At 54.7% G+C, this 19,694-nt stretch carries 15 protein-coding genes; 7 read left to right on the top strand and 8 right to left on the bottom strand.

The genetic code is table 11. The features are described 5' to 3' along the window. From GSQ94_RS16465 to GSQ94_RS16430, 8 genes are all read right to left on the bottom strand, one after another. Positions 1-359: hypothetical protein (locus GSQ94_RS16465; protein WP_158944944.1), on the bottom strand; the 359-nt coding region annotated here is incomplete at its 3' end. Positions 360-442: 83 nt separating this feature from the next. After that, the gene (locus GSQ94_RS16460; RefSeq protein WP_158944943.1) at positions 443-1,072 is read right to left on the bottom strand and encodes a response regulator transcription factor; all 630 of its coding nucleotides are present in this window, start codon (positions 1,070-1,072) and stop codon (positions 443-445) included. A gap of 11 nt (positions 1,073-1,083) precedes the next feature. Beyond that, positions 1,084-4,104, bottom strand: a complete 3,021-nt coding sequence (locus GSQ94_RS16455; RefSeq protein ID WP_216843113.1) for a sensor histidine kinase — start codon at positions 4,102-4,104, stop codon at positions 1,084-1,086. A gap of 525 nt (positions 4,105-4,629) precedes the next feature. Beyond that, positions 4,630-6,087 (bottom strand): efflux transporter outer membrane subunit, encoded by a 1,458-nt coding sequence (locus tag GSQ94_RS16450; protein ID WP_158944941.1) that lies wholly within the window; start codon positions 6,085-6,087, stop codon positions 4,630-4,632. After that, positions 6,084-7,313 (bottom strand): efflux RND transporter periplasmic adaptor subunit, encoded by a 1,230-nt coding sequence (locus tag GSQ94_RS16445; RefSeq protein ID WP_158944940.1) that lies wholly within the window; start codon positions 7,311-7,313, stop codon positions 6,084-6,086. Before GSQ94_RS16445 ends, GSQ94_RS16450 begins: the two co-directional genes overlap by 4 nt. 27 nt (positions 7,314-7,340) lie before the next feature. After that, positions 7,341-10,520 (bottom strand): efflux RND transporter permease subunit, encoded by a 3,180-nt coding sequence (locus tag GSQ94_RS16440; RefSeq protein ID WP_158944939.1) that lies wholly within the window; start codon positions 10,518-10,520, stop codon positions 7,341-7,343. Between the two features lie 58 nt (positions 10,521-10,578). Next, positions 10,579-11,772, bottom strand: coding sequence for an MFS transporter (locus tag GSQ94_RS16435; RefSeq protein WP_174240954.1), 1,194 nt, complete (start codon positions 11,770-11,772; stop codon positions 10,579-10,581). A 199-nt stretch (positions 11,773-11,971) separates the two neighbouring features. After that, positions 11,972-12,484, bottom strand: coding sequence for a carbonic anhydrase (locus tag GSQ94_RS16430; protein WP_158944937.1), 513 nt, complete (start codon positions 12,482-12,484; stop codon positions 11,972-11,974). Between the two features lie 913 nt (positions 12,485-13,397). On the opposite strand from GSQ94_RS16430, the gene GSQ94_RS16425 reads away from it, so the two are divergent. The 7 genes from GSQ94_RS16425 to GSQ94_RS16395 all read left to right on the top strand — a co-directional run bounded on the left by GSQ94_RS16425 (position 13,398) and on the right by GSQ94_RS16395 (position 19,669). After that, the gene (locus GSQ94_RS16425) at positions 13,398-14,051 is read left to right on the top strand and encodes an MEDS domain-containing protein (RefSeq protein WP_158944936.1); all 654 of its coding nucleotides are present in this window, start codon (positions 13,398-13,400) and stop codon (positions 14,049-14,051) included. Positions 14,052-14,054: 3 nt separating this feature from the next. Next, entirely contained in the window at positions 14,055-15,812 is a 1,758-nt protein-coding gene (locus GSQ94_RS16420; protein ID WP_158944935.1) for a nitrogen regulation protein NR(II), read from the top strand. Continuing rightward, the gene (locus GSQ94_RS16415; RefSeq protein WP_158944934.1) at positions 15,809-16,435 is read left to right on the top strand and encodes a response regulator transcription factor; all 627 of its coding nucleotides are present in this window, start codon (positions 15,809-15,811) and stop codon (positions 16,433-16,435) included. Before GSQ94_RS16420 ends, GSQ94_RS16415 begins: the two co-directional genes overlap by 4 nt. Before the next feature lie 105 nt (positions 16,436-16,540). Further along, entirely contained in the window at positions 16,541-17,278 is a 738-nt protein-coding gene (locus GSQ94_RS21500) for a response regulator transcription factor (protein WP_254063928.1), read from the top strand. Positions 17,279-17,370: 92 nt separating this feature from the next. Then, positions 17,371-18,108 (top strand): response regulator transcription factor, encoded by a 738-nt coding sequence (locus tag GSQ94_RS16405; protein WP_158944933.1) that lies wholly within the window; start codon positions 17,371-17,373, stop codon positions 18,106-18,108. Between the two features lie 356 nt (positions 18,109-18,464). Further along, entirely contained in the window at positions 18,465-19,187 is a 723-nt protein-coding gene (locus tag GSQ94_RS16400; RefSeq protein ID WP_158944932.1) for an SDR family NAD(P)-dependent oxidoreductase, read from the top strand. Further along, positions 19,181-19,669 (top strand): RidA family protein, encoded by a 489-nt coding sequence (locus GSQ94_RS16395; protein ID WP_158944931.1) that lies wholly within the window; start codon positions 19,181-19,183, stop codon positions 19,667-19,669. The genes GSQ94_RS16400 and GSQ94_RS16395 overlap by 7 nt, the downstream gene beginning before the upstream one ends. Positions 19,670-19,694 lie beyond the last annotated feature (25 nt).

Raw genomic sequence — 19,694 nt, 5'->3', positions numbered from 1 at the left:
GTTGCAATGTGCTTTCTTCCGAATAGCCGGGCATCGATCGACCACGCGCCAGGCCCAATCATCGCCAACGTCCCCCCGAGGACCGCTAATAGCAACGACAAGGCATTGCCGCCGCCAGCCAAGACGATCCACACCTCGATGACTACTATCAGCGCCCCAGCCATGGGTGTCCACAAACCCACAGCAATCAATAATCCCAACACAGCTCCGGCGACTTGCGGGACGAGTAGCTCAGCCGCAGAAGGTTGATTAAGCGCCGCAATTCCATGCGATAACAGGACGACACCTGTGACCAGTCGTTGAAGGAAGATGCCGAAACCTGGCCACCCGTTCGCGAAAGTAGTGAAGAGTCGTTGCACCTTATCCCCTTAGGGAGGGTACCGCTCCTTGCAATGCTCTGGGAACGGCCGAAGGCCTGAACGAAATTCCTACTTTCGGGTGATTAGAGGTCGATAATTCCGCGCTTGAGGCCAATCGTGACAGCGTGCGCTCGATCGCTGGCATAGAGCTTGGAAAGGATGTTCGTGACACGGCTCTTGACCGTCGCTTCAGCGATTGAGAGTAGGTCGGCGATCCGCTTGTTGGAGTTCCCCGCTGCAATCAGCTTCAAAACCTCGATCTCGCGATCGCTCAACTCGTCATCCGTGGCGTGTTCAGCTAGCTCGGCGGCGACCTCAGGAGGTATCCTCTTTCGTCCTTCCATCACCAAATGAATCGTTTCGAGCAGCTCTCGATCATGCCCTTTCAAGAGGTAAGCCTTGGCCCCCGCGCGCAGAGCGCGCAGCACTTGAGCATCGCCGCTGTAGGTCGTAAGGACAATAATCCGTGCGTCAGGGAACTCACTCAGAATACGGTTCATCGCCTCAATTCCGTTGAGGCCAGGCATCTGGAGATCCATCAGGGTCACATCTGGACGATGAGCGCGAAACTTCTCGATGGCCTCTTCGCCGTTGGAGGCCTCCGCGACCAACTTCAGATCAGGCTCCGCATTCACCACGGCCGCAATGCCCTTGCGAAGAAGAGGGTGATCGTCCACCGCGAGAATTCGAATCATGCCAGGAACGTTGTTCATCGTTACCTACTCTAATGGAATAAACGAAATCGACGTCGGTTCGGACGATTCTCGTACGCCACCACCCCGGGGACAGTCAATTCCAGCTCCGTGCCCGCACCTGCCTCGCTCCAAAACTCCAGGCGTGAACCGATCCGCTGAGCGCGCTCGCGCATGCCCTGTAGTCCCCAGTGTCCAGCTTGCCCGCCTGCCTTCAGGATCGTCGAGTCGATTCCCTTGCCATCATCTCGGATACGCAGTCGAAACCGATCTTCATCGTAACGGATCTCGACCTCGATATGGCTGGCAGCGGCGTGCTGAAACGCATTCCGAATTGCCTCGCGGGAGATCTTGTAGACCTCCTCCTGAACCGTCAGGGACAGGTTCTGTTCCTTTCCTTCGACAATTACCCGGAACTCCGGGAAGTGCCCGTCGAGTTCCTGCTCTCCGGCCAGCTCATGCCCCGTGGCCTCCAGCAACTCCGGAAGGCTGCGCTGTCCCACCGGGTCCGGGCGCAGATCCTGAATCGCTACTCGCCCCTCGCTAATGCCCCCTTCCGCTGCATGGATTGCCTCATCCAGGACAGCCATCCCATCATCCGCCCTTCGCAGCAGCATATTGCGGGCCGCCTGAATCTGGAAAAGCGCCCCCTGAAAACTTTGAAGCAGGGTGTCGTGCAACTCTCGAGCGACGCGCGTTCGCTCATTCACCCGCGCCTCCAGCCCTATGGTGAATTGATGCCGCAGTTGCTGCAGGCGAAGCTGGTACAAAGCCCACAACAAAACAAGAAACGCCGCCCCGCACAAAACCCGGAACCACATCGTCTGGTAATACGCTGGAGCGATCGAAAAATCCAGAGACGCTCCGGTCTCATTCCACACTCCGTCGTTATTGCATGCGATCACGCGGAAGCGATAGTGCCCTGGACGCAGATCGGTATAGAAAGCCTGGCGCCGCGTTCCCGGTTCCTGCCAGTCTTTGTCGTGTCCCTCAAGCATGTAACGAAACAGCACCTTCTTCGGCGCAGTAAAGCTAAGCGCTGTGTAGTCGATCTGAAGATCACGTGTTAGCGCTGGCAGTCTGAGCCCGTCCTGCGCCGAGTAGCTCTTCCGATCCGCAACGATGCCGTCGATATGCACCGGCGGCGGCACAGTGTTCCCGGCCATATGTGCCGGATCGACCATCTGTAACACGCTGCCGCCGGCAAACCACAATCGGCCGTCAGGCGTCTTTGCACTCGTATTGAAGTGGCCTATCCCCGCCTGCACGCCGTCCAGCACATCGAAGACTCTCATCTTCAGCTTTCCTTCAGGCTCGTCCCACCACCGCTTCACTTCATCCTTTGAAATCTCGATCAGGCCGCATCCCGTGTAAAGCCACAGGTCATCTTGATCGTCCGAAATAAGTCCGTTGATATCGTTGCAAGGCAGGCCATTACGGACAGTAAGAATCTGTTGCCGCCCGTTCTTCCATCCCACCACTCCGAACTCGGTCCCTCCCAGTATCGATCCGTCAGGCGCCGCAAAAAGCGCCTTGACTCGTGTGTTCGGATGGTCGGCAAAGGTAAATATCTCCGTCTTGCCTGATCGAAAGCGCGCCAGGTCACCACTCATCAGGCCCAGCCAGATCCCGCTCTGCGGGTCGAGCGCAACCTTGCGTGCTATCGGCATCGGCGGTGCCGGGAACTCCTCACGAACCTTCAGATCCTGAATGCGGATCAGCGTCGCGGGCGGCCCGCGAGACTCGACCCAGACATTGTGGTCAGAGTCTTCCTTCATCCCCATGACCATCCCGAACGCTCTGCCGTCCTGTCTCTTGATCGAGGTGAACTTCCCACCCTCATAGACCCACAGCGAATTATCCGATCCCACCCACAAACGGCCGGTGTGATCTTCAAGGAGGGAAGTAATTTGATATCCCGGCAAGCCTTTTTCAGGCTCAGTCACCACGCCATCCGGGCGAAGAGCCTGCAGTCGGTTCGATCCGATCCAGACGGTACCGTCCCGCGCAGCCAGAACTGACTCGACTGCATCTTCGGTAAGCCCTTCGCGCCTGGAGACGCTGATCACGCGGAGGTCGCGGAACATATCGATGCCCTTCGCGGTAGAGACCCACAAGTTACCCTCTCGATCCTCAAAGAAGCGGCTTACGTGATCGCTGGACAGGCCGTCCGCACTTCCAAAATGATCGACGTCAGTACCGTGAATTCGATAGACGCCCTGACTCTCTGTCCCGACCCAGAGATTTCCCTGGCGATCGATCAAAAGGTCATCGACATCCAGTGTCTCGCCGTTTAGTTTTGGGATGACAAACGGCCTCAAAACGCCGGCTACCATGTGCTGCAATCCTCCTTCATGCCCGGGCACCTCTATTCCAACCCAGACAGAGCCGTCGGCTGCGGCTGCCAGGGCCTCCACGCCTTGAATCCCCTGATTGGATCTCAACGCCGCAGGTCGATACACTTTGGATGATCCCGGCCGCCATCGGAGGAGTGCCGTATCGCTTCCTTCCCAAAGATCGCCCGAAGTATCCTCCGCGAGAGTGTCCGCATCCGTCAAGGGCACTCCTTCTTCCTCTCCGAAACAACGGACGTCGGTATCGACAATGCGGCAAAGTGCGTGCTGCGGGCCTCCACCGGGTATGTGTCTCCCGACCCAGATTTGCCCCTTCTCGTCTTGTAAGACGGCGTTTATGAGCTCTTCATTCAGGTACCTGATCGAGCGCTGGTTCACCCAATGGACCAACCCAGACGCCGTTCCAATCCAGAGGCTTCCGTCCCTGGCGCCAAACACAACACGGACATCGTCGGACGGCAACGGCTCTCCAGCCAGCGAACTCCACGGAACGAACTGAACGCCATCGAATCGAAGGAGTCCTGCTGCGGTTCCTACCCAGAGATACCCATCTGTCGTCTGTGTAATAGACCAGGGCTGGCCGGAGAAATATCCGTCCTGGATTCTCCACGCACTGTGCCCATACTGCGAGATTCGGTGAGACGGATCGAGCGCAGCCATCCAACCCGCAGAAGAAAGAAGAAAAACCGCAAACAACAACAGTGGACGTAGGATCCTTGAACTCTTCTTCCGAACACCGACTGCAAGCCTTCGCAAAACCACTTTTCCTCCCCTCGCAGTAGCCCCCATTTCTCGACTTTGCAAGGGACCCCAGAAACAGTCGTCGCCGAACGGCTCGCTCGCCCCCCCGGCTTTCTGGCCAATTCTTCAATCACTCGACTACCTACGCTTTTGCTCCGTCATGATTGGCGTGTCTAAAGATAGACCAGGCTGGAATGCTGCGGCCATTGTGCTTTGGTATTGGTTTTCAGAAAGGAATGGTTCTCGTGAGAGCCTGTCGAAAAATAAAGTTCTAATCTTTGGCGTATTTTTAGCCACCAGAAAACACGCTGCTAACTCACCACGTTTACCACGCAAATCACCACAACTTCACCACCGAAACACCACGCAAAAAAACACACAAATCCGCAAAACCCCCTGCAAAAACGCAGAAAGTCCCGCCACCACCACGTCAGAAAAAAATCAGTCGCCAACGCATCGCCGAAGCGACCTATGAGTCGAGTCTCAGAGCTTGGGCAGTTGCGTCGTATCCCATCCGCCGCCAATGGCTTTGACGAGAAGGACGGTCGCATCCATGCGCCGGCGCTGGAGATCGATATCATTACGCTGATTCGAAAGAAGTACGGTCTGCGCAGTGATGACCTGGAGGTAGTTGTCAACGCCGCCTTGATACCGGTTCGTAAAGAGCTGCAGTGATTCCGAAGCAGAGGCCGTGCCCTCTTCCTGCTGCTGCGCCTCACGCTCCAGGATGCGCAACGCGGCAAGATTGTCTTCCACTTCCTGAAAAGCGGTGAGTGTTGCTTGCCGATACGCGGCCACCGTGCCGTCGTAGTTTGCCGTTGCCGATTCAGAGACAGCGCGTCGGCGCCCGCCATCGAAGATTGTCTGTGACATCTGTGGCCCAACCGCCCAGAGGCGACTCGACCAGTTGAACAGATTGGCGATCGTATTTCCTTCAAACCCAGCCGCTGCATCCAGGGTCAAAGACGGAAAATAAGCAGCGCGAGCGATGCCGATCTGTTCATTCGCTTCTGCTACGCGACGTTCCGTGGCGGCAATGTCGGGCCTGCGCTCAAGGAGACTCGTAGGCAGCCCGACCGGAATTACGGCGAGCTTGAGCGGAGTCTGCGGCGCGAAGGAAATGTTGAAGGTGGCTGGAGGTTTTCCGATTAGTGTAGCGATGGCGTGCTCATACTGTGCGCGGGCAACCGTAACGTCGGTATCTGCAACCCGCGCTCCATCCAGCTGAGTTTGTGCCTGAGCCACATCCGCTTTGGGAGCTGCACCGTTGCTGAAGCGATCTTGCGTAAGTTTCAGAGCATCTGTATACGCCTTCACCGTATCGTCCAGAAGTTGTTTCTGCGCGTCAGCGCTGCGCAACTCGAAGTAATCTATGGCAAGTTCAGCGTGCAGGCTCAGGTTAGCGGTCTGAAGGTCGGCGGCACTGGCCTGCGCCTCTTCGCGCGATGCGTTAACCGCGTGGCGAATCTTGCCCCATAGGTCTACTTCGTACGAGAGGTCGAATGGCAACGTGTAGTTCCCGGTGCCGTTGTTCGCGAACTGTTGCGGAAAGTAGGGAGCATTAGCAGAGGTTCGTTCGTTGACGACGCTTGGCGAAGTGGAGATGGTCGGAAACTCTGCGGATCGGTTGAAGCGGATCATCGAACGAGCCTGCCGGAACCGAGCCTCAGACACCTTAAGGTCCTGATTATCGACGGTCAGTTCCTCTTCCAGCGAATTGAGCTGCTGGTCGTTGAAGATCTCCCACCACTTGCCACGAAGCGTCTGATCGCCTGGCTGCGCTGGCTTCCAACCGTCAACTTCCTTGAAGGATTCAGGTGGTTGCTCCTTGAATGCTGGAGCAGTGGCAATCGTTGGCTTCACATATTTCGGACCGACCATACATCCGCTGAAAAGCAGATTGAACCAGCATACAAAAACAAAAACGACTTGGCGTTTCATTTCAAGCCTCCTGCCTGCGGTGCACTGACCTGAACCTGCGTGCCGCTGGTGAGTGAGTCCGATGGGTTCACAATGACGTGATCGGTGGACTTAAGGCCGGCGACCACTTCGACCGTCGATCCGAAGTCGCGTCCGATCTTGATGGGCACCAGCTCCGCTCGGTCATCGCGAACGATACCGACCCGTAGACCCTCTGAACGGAAGAGTAGTGTGTTGGCTGGGATCGTAAATGATTGGAAAGAATTATTTATAGAGTGGGGACGCGTGAGATGCACAAAGACATAAGCCCCGGTCTTGATGCGATCTTGCGGATTGTTCACATCCACCTCGACATTCAGCGTGCGGGAGGCAGAATCAATCGAATCGGAGTTGCGAACGATTGTTCCTTCAAAGGTCTCGCCAGGAAACTCGTCAAGAGTTAGCGTTGCCTTGGATCCTGTCTGTGCAGCCTGTGAATCTATCTCAGGCACAGCGACGTAAACACGCAGCTTATTCACCGATGCCATATGGAACAGTTCCTGCGGTACGCCGCCAGCTCCGGCATTGATCAGAGCGCCGATATCTGTATTTCGTGCAGTAATCACACCCGAAAAGGGTGCATAGACCTTTTCGAAGGATTGCAGCTGCTCCAACCGGTGGACGTTCGCAGTCATGGAATCCACAGATGCCTGCCGCGCACTGAGATCCTGAATCGCTTGATCTGTCTCCTGCTTGGAGACAGAGTTTGTTTTGAGAAGGTTTTGCCAGCGTGTCGAGGTAATCTCAGCTAGCTGTTCATTCGCCTGGGCATTCTTGAGGTCCGCACGAGCTTGTTCCAACTGCCGATCGATCTCGGGAGTATCGATCTCCGCGAGCAACTGCCCGCGGCTCACACGTGCGCCGATATCTGTATACCAGCGCTTGAGATAGCCGTTGGTTCGAGCGTAAATGGGCGTATCGTTGAGCGCCTGCGTATTGCCCGGCAGCACGATTTCCTGGGATACTGCGCCCGCAGTCGGCACAACAACATTTACTGTTGGGACTGCTGCTCGCTCTGTACTTGTGCCCAGAGTCGTCTCTGCATGGGCGCGTTCGCGAATACCCGTGTAGATGAGAATCGCGAGGATTATGACCGCAGCTGTCAGGCTGGACAACAGCCAGCGCGAGGATGATTTTGGCGACGTAGGTGAAGGTTGTTCCGAAACACCTGAGGGAACTTCAGAGGGCTTGTTGGCACTGTTGCTCATGGTATATCTCCATTTCTCGAGGCACGACTACGCACGCGAAAGTTCGTTGTCCGGATTCGTGATGGGCTGTCCATCTGCGGGTTTGTTCCCGCTGTGCAGGAGCGCAAACACAGACGGGACAAAGATCAGAGTCGCCACTGTAGCGCAGAGCAGGCCGCCAATGACCGCCCGGCCCAAAGGGGCATTTTGTTCGCCGCCATCGCCAACGCCGAGTGCCATTGGAATCATGCCGATGATCATGGCCAGAGCAGTCATGATGACGGGACGAAAGCGAGTTGCTCCCGACTCAATAGCAGCAGCAATCGGGTCTCCGTGATGGAGCAGCCTCTCTTTGGCGAAGGCCACGACAAGAATGCTGTTAGCGGTCGCGACACCCATACACATGATGGCTCCCATAAGAGCTGGAACGCTAAGCGTCGTGTGCGTAATGAAGAGAAATAGAACGATCCCAGCCAGCGCTGCCGGGAGTGCAGTGATGATGATGAAAGGATCAAGCCACGACTGGAAGTTCACCACAATAAGCATGTACACGAGGACGATGGCAAAGCCTAGTCCACCGATCAGCCCGATATAGGACGTATGCATCGTGCCGTACTGGCCGCGAAGGGTTACGAAACTCCCGCGTGGAAGAAACCTTCGATTTTCGTCGACGATGCGAGTGGCCTCTCGACCCACCGCACCGAGATCTCGTCCCTGAACGGATGCATAAATGTCGACGACGCGGCGGATGTTGTAGTGGTTGATCGAGGCAAGCTCATTGGTGCGCTGAATCGTTGCCACATCCGCGAGAATGGCTGGTTTCTTCTGGTTTGGCCCACTGATGGGTATATTGCGGAGATCATCAGCCGATTGAAGATCGTATTGAGGAGTCTGCGTGACTAGGCTGTACGAAACGCCGTTTTTGGGATTGAGATAAAACATTGGCGTGACCTGGAAGCTGCCGCTGGTAGAGATCAACATGCTATCCGCTATGTCGCGTTCGGTGAAGCCTCCCTGGGCGGCCCTGGTACGATCAACCGCGATGTGGAATTTGGGGTAGTCGCCCTGCTGCTGAATACGCAGGTCCGTGATGCCGCGAACATGACTTAGCTCGGCCATCATCTTGTCGGCGATGCGACTGTTGCTGTCGATGTCCGGGCCATCGATTTTAATATCGATCGGCGCAGGTAAACCGAAGTTCAGCGTCTGGGTCATAATGTCGGCTGGCAGAAAATAGAACGTCACGCCAGCAAATTCGCGGGGCAACTTCTCGCGCAGCGTGCGCACGTAATCGGCGGTCGGGTGGTGCTTTTCGTTCAGAGAGACCAGCACATCTGCATCAGCAGCGCCGGTCAGACCTGAGTTGTTGTAGATGTAGTTGATATTGCTGAACGGCAGGCCAATGTTGTCGAGGATATTGTTAACCTCACTCGACGGGATGGTCTGACGAATGCCATTCTCCACCTGATCCGCCAAGCGTGCCGTCTCCTCGATTCGAGTTCCAGTCTTTGCACGTACATGCAAGATGAACTGCCCACTGTCCGTAGCTGGAAAGAAGTCTTGGCCAAGAAATGGAATAAGCGCGAATGCGCAAATGCAAGTCACCAGGAAGCCTGGGATAAAGAGCTTTCTGGCAGAAACAAGCCGCGCCAGCAAAGAAGAATAGCCAACGCGCACCTTTTCGAAGAATCGTTCGAATGCTCGCTGAAATCGCGCGAGCGGATTACGCGACTCTTGAGCGCCCTGAACTTTGGCCTTCAACAGGTACATCGCCAGCGTCGGCACCAAGGTGCGAGACAGCGTGTACGACGCAATCATAGCGAAGATGACCGCCTCAGCGAGAGGTACAAAGAGGAACTTTGCAACTCCACTCAGGAAGAACATCGGCAGGAAGACGATACAAATGCACAAGGTCGAGACCATTGCGGGAACCGCAATCTGCGCAGCTCCTTCGAGGATGCCATCTTGAAGCGGACCGCCCTCTTCAAGATGACGTTCGATATTTTCGATGGTGACGGTGGCGTCATCGACGAGAATACCGACAGCGAGCGCCAGGCCGCCCAGCGTCATGATGTTGATCGTCTGATGCAGGAAGCTCAGAACCATCACTGAAGTCAGGATGGAGAGCGGAATCGAAATGGCGATGATAAGCGTGCTGCGCCAACTCCCAAGAAAGAGAAGAATCATCAGTCCTGTTAGTGTCGCTGCGATGACTGCTTCTCTCACAACGCCATTGATGGAGCTCTGAACAAAGATGGATTGGTCCGCGAGTGGTTGAATTTTGAGCGCAGGCGGAAGAGTCTGTGCAACGCGCGGCAGAAGTTTGCGGATGCCCTTGACTACATCGATCGTTGAGGCATCCCCGGCCTTCAGAACCGTTACGAGCACCCCACGACTGCCGTCCTGACGAACGATGTTAGTTTGCGGCGCAAAGCCATCGCTGACCGTCGCAACATCCCGCATATAGATGGTGGAACTACCAGTAGTCTTGATCGGAAGATCGTTCAGTTCCTGGACGGTCTTCGTATCGACATTCATATCAATGTCGTATTCAAAATTCCCCATTTTGGCCGTGCCGCCAGGCCTGATGAGGTTTTCGTTGCCGAGCGCGGTTAACACATCATTCGGCGAAAGTCCCTTGGACTGCAGCAAACCTTGATTGAGATTGACCATGACCTGCCGCGTCCTTCCGCCGAAAGGAAACGGAACAGCTGCGCCCGGCACCGTGACCAACTGGGTGCGCAGGAAGTTCAGCGCAATATCGTTGAGTTGCGATTCCGTGAGGTTCTTTCCGGAGACACCAAGTTGAAGAATGGGGACCGTGGAGGCGCTGTAGTTGAGAACGAGCGGAGGAAGAGCGCTCGGTGGCAATTGACGCAGGATGTACTGGGAGATGGCGGTCACCTGAGCATTCGCTCGATCGACGCTGGCGGTTGGCTGCAGATAGAGTTTGACGATTGCAGTTCCGTTGACCGTTGTGGACTCAATATGCTCGATGTTGTCTACCGTCGTCGTGAGCACGCGCTCGTAGACCGTGGTGATACGGCCTTCAGTCTCTTCCGGGCTCAAGCCCGTGAAGGTCCAGGCGACAGCAACCACTGGAATGTTGATGTTTGGAAAAATATCGGTAGGCGTCCTTAAGATCACTACTGGGCTCAAAATCAGAATGAGCAACGCCAGCACAATAAAGGTATAGGGACGGCTTAGAGCAACTTTGACGATCCACATTGCAATACCTCGAATCTTTCTCCAAGATGAGTACAAAGCTCCCCGCGGTTTACCTCAATCATTGCTTCGATGAGATCCGACTTTCTTCGATCGGTGCCTCGAAGTCCGAACTCGACCTAGCCCCCGTCCCACGGGGAGCGCCGACCCAGTGGATTGCGCAAGCTGCCAAGCCGAGTGATAAACCAAAGACAACAATGCCAGTCCAGCCGAACCGGGTCATCAGCCAGCCGCTGATAGCCACGCCGATGGCGCCCCCGGAGAAGGTGGCGGTCATATAGAGGCTGTTGATGCGGCCCTGTGCCTTCGGATCGACTGCGAAGGCGCGAGTCTGATTCGACACCAAACCCGCCTGCACCCCAATATCAAGCACGACGACACCAATCACGAGCAAAGTAAGCGATGACTCCGCGCCGAAGAGAAGCACATAGGAAAGCGTGACGAAGCCGATACTGGCCGCAATGACGGTCCGGGCCCCGAGCCGGTCGGAGGCGCGGCCACTGAGTGAAGCGGCAAGCGCACCGGCCGCGCCGATAAGGCCGAAGCCGCCCGCCCAGGCACTGCTAAGGTGCCGCGGCCCGTTCGCCAGAAGCGCCGCCAAATTGACCCAAAAAGCGTTGAAGCAAGCCCACAACAGCGCCTGGACGATCATCGATTCACGAATCGGACGATTGTCCCGCGCTAGCGGCCACAGCGAGGCGAGCAGGCGACCGTAGGATAGATCCGTCGTTGGCAAACCCCGCGGGAGGAAAGAAGCAGCGGCGATCCAGACCGGGATCATAAACGTCGCTGCCAGGCCGTAGACCGCGCGCCAACCGTAGGCCGCTCCAACCACGCCGCTGATCGTGCGGCCAACCAAAATACCAACCATAATGCCGCTGACGACAGTTCCGACATTACGCCCCCGCTCGCTGGGCAGCGACATTACGGCCGCGAATGGTACGAGTTGCTGCGGCACGCAACTGACGACACCGAGACCATAGGAGGCCGCAATCAGTGACCAGATACCGGGCGCGAACGCCGCCGCTAAAGCGAAACCAAAGGCGAGCGTGATCTGACCAAGTACGAGCTTGCGCCGGTCGAAACGGTCACCCAGCGGCAATAGAAGGGCAAGTCCACTAGCGAAGCCGAGCAACGCAGCGCCGGCGACGAGATCGACCGTCGCTACGTTGACTCGCAGCTCCGACGCTATCAACGGTAGAATCGGCTGGGTGCAATAGATATTGGTGATCACCGCGCCGGCAATGATCGCCATCACGATAATCTTTCCGCGGGAGGCTACCGCGCTCGTATCTGGACTAGCGGCTGTGATGCCCAGGTTGCTCACGGCACTCTCCTACTTGAGGTAGACGGTTGGTTAAAATTCGTGAGCGCTAGTGCGCGTATATCCACGACGACCTTCTCATCGCGCCAGCTCGCATCGCGTATGGACGAATTTCAATCCAGCTAGTCGACTATTTGTCGTCCTTCGCCGGTACTTCTCTTAGTTCGCCCGTTGACAAATCAAAAACAAATCCACGAATCACGACGTCTGCAGGAATCCATGGGTGTGACCTAAGCTTCAGCACCTGCTTTTGCGTTGCCAAATTTACGTCGGTATAGAAATGGAATCTATCGGGAGCTACTGACCACACGCCGCATTGTTTGTGAAGGTGGTTCTCGAACGTCTCTTCAGTAAACATCTCCATTCCGCAGCCAGTGTGCCCCACGATCATGACTTCTCGCACGCCCAGAACGTGAATTGAGAACATGAGAGACCGCACAACGTCTTCCGTTGCTGCTGTTCCGACGTTCCGAATTACATCCGCATCGGCGGGTTTGATGTCTAACCATTCGAGCAGTTGATTCACGCGGGGGTCCATACACGTAAGGATTGCGATCTTCGGAGCTGGCTTGTTTGCCAGCGTAGGATCATGATGTTTTGCATTCTTGCGATTTACCTCAATTGCGCGTTCGATCAAGCTCATTTGAATTCTCCCCAGTCGTGTTTCAAGTCCGGGATTCGGTTGCAACAACGCATAGTCTGATGTTGTTTATGCGGATTGAACCTTCTCGTTCGGACCTGCAGTCTGTTTCAAAGATCCAGAGAGGATGAAGTCTCAAGATCGCTAATCTTGTCTCGGGTGTGGCCTTGACCCAGTCTCGCGCGCCCATGGTCGCAAGGCTGATGTGCTGATTAGGCCAGAGGAAGAGAATTGCAGCTATCAGACGAAGGTATCGATTGATACCTTCGTCTGATGGAGCTCTCGCAGACGGGTAACCTTACTTTGGCTTATCGGTAGGCACCGGCTTGGTCGCGTCATGACGTGAATGCAGGCAAGCTGGCTCAATGGTCACACTGCAGTCCCGCTCGGAGGCATCGAACGTGTCAACCGTTCGGAGACTAAAATTTCTCGAAGATTGTGAAATGACGAAACGACCGATAGTGGCACGGATCGATCAACAGAAGGTCAATCCGTGCCACTCGACTCGCTGGCCGAAGGGAACGTAGCCCTTCAGTCCAACCACATGCCTCTAAATTGAGCCTGACTAGATGATCGAATTGACAGGCGTCAGCGGTCCAATTCAATCTCCGTCAATCGAGTCGAGCATCTATTCTTGGCGTTTGTCGGGTCGTCTTTCGAGGAGCCAGTGGACTTTTTTGGTGCAGCGTCAGTCGGCCGAACGGTACTCCTGTTGAACGCGGTGGAATCCCGAATTTTCTTTGGTGACAGGTCAGGGCAATTACAGGTTGGATTAAACGAGGGTATAATTATGTCGCGCAGCCCTCTCTCGTCTCAACTCCTTTGCGTAGTACATAATCACTGGTTCCCACAATTCCATCGGGTGTTCGACAGTTGCTTTGTGTTCCGGATGAGCCGGCTATAGGAGGAGAAAGCCATGAAGAGCGTCTCAGCACCCATTTCACTTGCCGGCTCCCAACTTCGCGAGACGCGCCACGTCTGCGCGTTTTTTAACAATGATGAGGAGGAATATCGCATCCTGCTACCTTTCATAAAGGACGGGATGAAGTCTGGCGACAAAGCCGTTCACGTACTAAACCCGAAGCAACGTCAGGACCATCTGCAACGCCTGGCTGCCGCAGGCATCGATCCGGCGGGCGCGCAGCAGAGCGGGCAGCTCGAGCTTCGGACCAATACAGAGGTCTACCTTCCTGATGGCCGCTTCGATCAGGATCGGATGCTTGGGGTATTTGAACAACTGGCTAGTGGAAACGCTAACGGAGGATTTCCTCTCAGCCGTATCTGTTGTCGCATGGACTGGGCAGTTAAAGATCGATCTCATGTTGATGACGTGATTGAGTTCGAGTCGCGTGTAAACGACGTGTGGCTTCGGCACGACGATGCGGTTATCTGTACCTACCATCTCGGTCAATTTAGCGGTGACGCGGTGATTGACATCATGCGAACTCATCCCATGGTTATCGTCGGTGGCATCCTTCAGCAAAATCCCTTCTTTGTGCCGCCGGATGAGTTCCTGGAAGAATTTCGTCAAAGGCGAGCTGGTAGGAGCAGTTCGCCTGCAACGGCCTAAGATATGGACGTGCACGCCAGAGACCCTGCGGATAGAATCAAGCAGCTTCAGCACTGCATTAATGATCTGATTAGCGTCCTCGCTCTTCCGGCTATGTGGAGCGGCGGTGAGCCATCCCGGATTGTTCAAACTTTGCTCGACGCCCTGCTGCGAATGCTCCAGCTGGATCTCGTCTATGTGCGGTTGAAGGAAACCGGTGGTCAGACGCCAATTGAAATCGTTCGATTCGCTCAATCGCAACAAGATATAGCCCAGCCACATGAGATCGGCGAGATACTCGAAGGCTGGTTAGGGGCCAACCCGCAGGAATGGCCCCTGCTGATGCGGAACACTTTGGGAGACAGGGACATTTCGATTGTGCCCTTAGGACTAGGGCTGCAGGGTGAAATTGGCGTAATCGTAGCAGGATCAGGACGATCGGATTTTCCGCAGCAAACCGAGAGACTTATTCTGAGCGTAGCAGCGAATCAGGCGTCCATCGGGTTGCAGGAGGCACGGCTCCGAAGCGAACAGAAGCGGGTCGCGAGTGAACTGGATCAACGCGTCGCGCAGCGAACTACAGAACTTGCCGTGGCCAACGAAGAGCTGCGAAAGGAGATTGCCAACCGCAAGCACGCCGAGGACGATCTGAGAAGTAGCGAAGAAAAGCACCGCGTGATTGTTGAAACAGCCAACGACGCAGTCGTGAGTATGGATGAAACAGGCGCTATCCTCATTGCAAATCCCGCTACGAGGCGCATCTTTGGGTATGACCCCATCGAGATTATCGGTAAACCTCTGACAATGCTCATGCCGGAAATGATGCGGAAACTTCATGAGAATGGGTTCAAACGATATTTGGCTACCGGAAAGCGGCATCTCAATTGGCAAGGCATCGAACTTACAGCTCAACGCAAGGATGGCCAGGAGTTCGCGGTGGAAGTTTCGTTTGGGGAACTAACGAGCGATGGGCATAAATTATTTACAGGCTTCATCCGCGATATTAGTGAAAGAAAGCGGGCCGAGGATCAGCTTCGCGCCAGCGAGCGTAACCTGCAGATGACCCAAGCGGAGCTCGCGCGGGTTTCCCGGCTCACAGCCATGGGCGAACTGACGGCGTCGATAGCGCATGAGGTCAATCAACCCTTGACCGCGGTAATCAATAACGGAAGTGCCTGTCTGAGATTGCTCGCCAACCGTAATTTAGAACCTGAGGTTCTGCGTCGCGCTCTCGAAGGAATTGTTGCCGATGGTACTCGCGCGAGCGCTGTTTTAGCTCGGATCCGTGCCTTTATAAAGAAAGAGCCAGCCGATAAGAACCCATTGGACATAAATGAAGTGATTCAGGAGATGCTGGTTCTGGCTGGCCATGAGCTTTATGAAAGTCAAGTCGTGGTGGATCAACAATTGACAACAGATCTCCCGTTTGTCTTGGCTGATCGCGTTCAGTTGCAGCAGGTCCTGCTCAATTTGATCATGAACGCCATCGAAGCCTTAGCCTCCGTGATAAATCGACCTCGGTTACTGTTAGTTCAATCCCGGATAAACGAGTCTCGGGACGTACTTGTTGAGGTAAGCGACTCTGGCACTGGCTTTGATCTAGAGATAGATCGCGTCTTCAACCCCTTTTTTACAACGAAAGCGAAAGGGATGGGAATGGGTTTGTCGATCAGTCGCTCACTTGTTGAAAGTCATGGCGGCCAACTCTGGGCCACGCCAAATTCTCCTCACGGCGCGGTATTTTCGTTCACGCTGCCGGCAATCGAAGGGACTGCTTCATGACGAATGCTCCAGTTGTCTTCGTTGTCGACGACGATCAGTCAGTGCGGTCTTCACTGAAGTTCCTCCTAAGCACTGTGGGTTTGCACGTTGAAAGTTTTGACTCTGCGGATGCGTTTCTACGTAAAAATCTGCCAGATTCTCCTAGCTGCCTTGTGCTGGACGTCAGGCTTCCGGGATTGAGTGGACTCGATTTTCAACGCGAGCTGGGAGCGAGAAAAATTAATATTCCCATAGTCTTTCTTACTGGCCATGGCGACATTCCGATGAGTGTCCGCGCCATGAAGGCTGGGGCCGTCGAGTTCTTGACTAAGCCATTTCGAGATCAGGATCTGCTGGATGCGGTTCGTATCGCACTGGAGCGGGATCGCACCCGGCGTGAGCATGAAAAAGAAGTGCTGATCCTCCAGCAGCGCTTCGATTCATTGACTTCGCGCGAGCGGGAGGTGATTTCCCTTGTTGTTTCGGGCATGCTCAATAAGCAGATCGCGGACCAGCTTGGAACTGCGGAGAGTACCGTGAAAGTTCAGCGTAGCCGGGCATTGGAAAAGATGCACGCGGAATCTCTTGTCGACATGGTAAGAATGATCGAAAAATTGAACGGGCCCTCGGGGAGACTCCGATAAGCGAAAGGCTTATTCTCATAGCCCTTTTGAGTCGCTGGATATCCCAACATCCAATAGATTCTTTGTCCGTCTGGGGATAACTTGTTCTCAGGACGGAGCTATAAGGTGATAAAGAACCTAATCTCGGTAGTTGACGACGATGAGTCCGTCCGTAGAACCACAACATTTTTGATCGAATCCTTCGGTTTTCGAGCGGCTGCCTTTGACTCTGCCCAAAGTTTTTTGCAGTCCGTCCAGTTGCACGATACTTCATGTCTTCTTGTTGACGTCCAGATGTCGGGCATGAATGGTCTACAACTCCAACGCGAGTTGGCTGCGGCAGGCTACGGCATTCCCATTATTTTCATCACCGCATACGACAACAGAGATACCCGTCAGCAGGCGATGCAAGCCGGTGCAGCCGCATTTTTAGGCAAGCCCTTTAACGATGACGAGCTGCTCCAAGCCGTCCGTGTAGCGTTGCGAGGAGAATTCGAGGCCATAAAGAATCTGGTATCTGTGATTGACGACGATGAGTCCGTACGCCGGACGACCACACTACTCATCGAATCCTTCGGCTTTCGAGCGGTAGCCTTCGCATCTGCCAAGAGTTTTCTGATGTCTGACCAACTGCGTGATACTTCCTGTCTCATCCTGGATGTACGAATGCCGGACATGAATGGATTAGAACTCCAGAGCGAGCTAGCTGCCGCAGGTTACGCCATTCCCATTATTTTTGTCACCGCTTATGAGGATAAAGACTCTCGTGGACGAGCGATGCGGGCCGGCGCTGTTGCATTTCTAGATAAGCCTTTTAGCGACGAACAATTACTCCAAACCGTTCGCTTAGCACTGATGGCATGACAGCAGTATGGAATCCACCTGACTACTGAGTTCTAAAGGTGAATGCATAAGTTTCACATAGACGTCAGTGCCAGCCACAGGAGCATATCGTTATGAGCACAGTACGCGTGATAGGCCGTGAATCTAGGCTCTTTCATCTATCGAACATAGAGCCGATCGTGTTCGTAGTCGACGACGATGTCTCTGTCCGCGAATCGGTCGAATCGCTAATCAGCTGCGGTGGCTGGCAGTCTGAAACATTCGCCTCCGCTCATGAGTTTCTCGCTCGCCCGAAGCCTGCTGTTCCAAGCTGCTTGGTGCTCAACAATTCTCTTCTGGACTTCAATGGTTTAGAGCTGCAAAAACGTGTTGCCGTCGAACGTCCTAATACGCCGATCATATTTATCACGGACCAGTCCGATGTATACACGTCCGTCCAGGCTATGAAGGCCGGAGCCGCCGAATTCCTTATCAAGCCATACGACGATGACATCCTTTTGGGTGCGATTCGGGAGTGTCTCAAACGGAGCCGAGCTGCTGTGAGCCGCGATGCAGAGATGCGCGCACTCCGTAAAACCTATGCGCGACTCAGCCATCGCGAGCGGCAAGTCATGGCTTTAGTGGTCTCTGGCTTATTGAACAAGCAAGTAGGTGCGGAACTCGGTATTAGCGAGATAACGGTTAAGGCGCATCGGGGTCATGTCATGCAAAAAATGAAGGCTGAATCTTTCGCAGACTTAGTCAGAATGGCCATGAAGCTTTGTTCAGAGCACGCCCTCAGCTCATCACGTTCAAATGTCGCTCCCATATGCGAAGTCGTCAACCAAGAGAACGTTGGTGAGGGTTTATGAATCCGGAGTTGACGCAGGCGTGATCTGACAACTTCCTGATTCTGTAATCAACCAGTCCGAAGGCCTTAGGCCTAAAGCCGGCCACTTTGCCGTTTGGGAGCAGCCGCCATACTTTTCGGAAGAGATGCGTACCTCTTTCAGTACGTTGCGCTGATCTCTGTATCTTCAGCCACCCATGACAACGTACCGATAAATACGAAGGTATCAAGCAATACCTTCGTCCAATTGTTGGTTCCTCACACTTCTGGTGAGATCGCTTTTATAAGACGCGCTTTACTCGAAATCGAACGAAGAGCTCAAGCACTCACACCCATCAGATTGCGGTAGCTCACTACAAACAAAGAAAGGAGATAGTCATGCAAAAAAAGGCGACCGTACTGGTTACAGGTGCCTCGCAGGGGATCGGAGCCGCCATCGTGCGACTGTTTCTGGATCGCGGCTATCAAGTTGTAGCAACTTCGCGGAGTGCTACGAAAGCCGGCTTCGAGCCGTCGCCCGACCTCGTACTTGTCGATGGAGACATCGGCAAGGAAGCAACAGCTGAGAAGGTCACGCAGACCGCGTTGGCCAAATTCGGCTCGATCGACCATGTCGTCAACAACGCCGGAGTTTTCTCAGTCAAGCCTTTCACGGAGTATACCGTCGACGAATTCCGAAGTTTCGTCTCTACCAATCTCGAAGGATTCATCTTCATAACCCAACTCGCGGTCAAACAGATGTTGGCGCAGGGTACTGGCGGTAGCATCACTACCATCACGTCGTCCTTGGTGGTGAACCCCATTGCAGGCGTTACTGCGTCGATTCCGATGATCACCAAGGGAGGACTTGAGGCCATTACCCGCAGTCTTTCCAGTGAATATGCAAAAAATGGAATTCGCTTCAATGCAGTAGCGCCGGGTGTCGTCGATACCCCGCTCCATGAAAAAACTCCGAAGGACTTCATGAAGAGTCTTTCGCCGATGGGCACGATATCGGATGCGAAGGACATTGCGGAGGCCGTTGTTTTTCTGACGGAAGCTCGCGACGTAACCGGGGAGGTGCTGCACGTGGACGGCGGTGCACACGTGGGCCGATGGTAGCCGCTAAAGGTTCACAGCCGCACAGTGCTGAGCGACGGCTGGAAGACCTCGGCATACAACTTCCCGCTGCACCGACGCCATTTGGCACTTACGTCGAGACAGTGCAGACCGGCAACCTGCTCTTTTTTAGCGGAATGCTTCCAGTTGTTGACCATAAGCCGAAGTATGTTGGCCGGGTCGGGAAGGAACTTGATCTCGACGCCGCAAGAGATGCAGCCTACACCGCGGCTTTAAGCGTCGTCGCCGCAGCGAAAAAGCATTTGGGCTCACTCGATCGAGTGACTCGCGTCGTTCGTCTTGGAGTGTTCATTGCAACCTTTGGGGATTTCTACGACCAACCCAGTGTCGCGAACGCTGTTTCAGATTTGTTTCGAGATATCTTTGGCATCGAGAAAACTTCGGTCCGGCTAGTGATCGGCGTCGCCAGCCTTCCTCTCGGAATGCCGATAGAACTCGATGTGATCTTCGAAGTCGATTCGTAGCGAGCAAAGGCAAAGGCTATACAAC

Source organism: Granulicella sp. S190, assembly GCF_009766095.1.
Classification (GTDB): domain Bacteria; phylum Acidobacteriota; class Terriglobia; order Terriglobales; family Acidobacteriaceae; genus Edaphobacter.
Note: the sequence above shows the minus strand (reverse complement) of the source record. Positions and strands in the feature narration are given on the sequence as shown.

Coding starts and splice junctions, on each gene's coding strand:
- GSQ94_RS16400 (WP_158944932.1), top strand. CDS start 18,465: ATGCAAAAAAAGGCGACCGTACTGGTTACAGGTGCCTCGCAGGGGATC.
- GSQ94_RS16435 (WP_174240954.1), bottom strand. CDS start 11,772: ATGGCGATCATTGCCGGCGCGGTGATCACCAATATCTATTGCACCCAG.
- GSQ94_RS16415 (WP_158944934.1), top strand. CDS start 15,809: ATGACGAATGCTCCAGTTGTCTTCGTTGTCGACGACGATCAGTCAGTG.
- GSQ94_RS16420 (WP_158944935.1), top strand. CDS start 14,055: ATGGACGTGCACGCCAGAGACCCTGCGGATAGAATCAAGCAGCTTCAG.
- GSQ94_RS16405 (WP_158944933.1), top strand. CDS start 17,371: ATGAGCACAGTACGCGTGATAGGCCGTGAATCTAGGCTCTTTCATCTA.
- GSQ94_RS16450 (WP_158944941.1), bottom strand. CDS start 6,087: ATGAAACGCCAAGTCGTTTTTGTTTTTGTATGCTGGTTCAATCTGCTT.
- GSQ94_RS16395 (WP_158944931.1), top strand. CDS start 19,181: ATGGTAGCCGCTAAAGGTTCACAGCCGCACAGTGCTGAGCGACGGCTG.
- GSQ94_RS16425 (WP_158944936.1), top strand. CDS start 13,398: ATGAAGAGCGTCTCAGCACCCATTTCACTTGCCGGCTCCCAACTTCGC.
- GSQ94_RS16445 (WP_158944940.1), bottom strand. CDS start 7,313: ATGAGCAACAGTGCCAACAAGCCCTCTGAAGTTCCCTCAGGTGTTTCG.
- GSQ94_RS16430 (WP_158944937.1), bottom strand. CDS start 12,484: ATGAGCTTGATCGAACGCGCAATTGAGGTAAATCGCAAGAATGCAAAA.
- GSQ94_RS16460 (WP_158944943.1), bottom strand. CDS start 1,072: ATGAACAACGTTCCTGGCATGATTCGAATTCTCGCGGTGGACGATCAC.
- GSQ94_RS16440 (WP_158944939.1), bottom strand. CDS start 10,520: ATGTGGATCGTCAAAGTTGCTCTAAGCCGTCCCTATACCTTTATTGTG.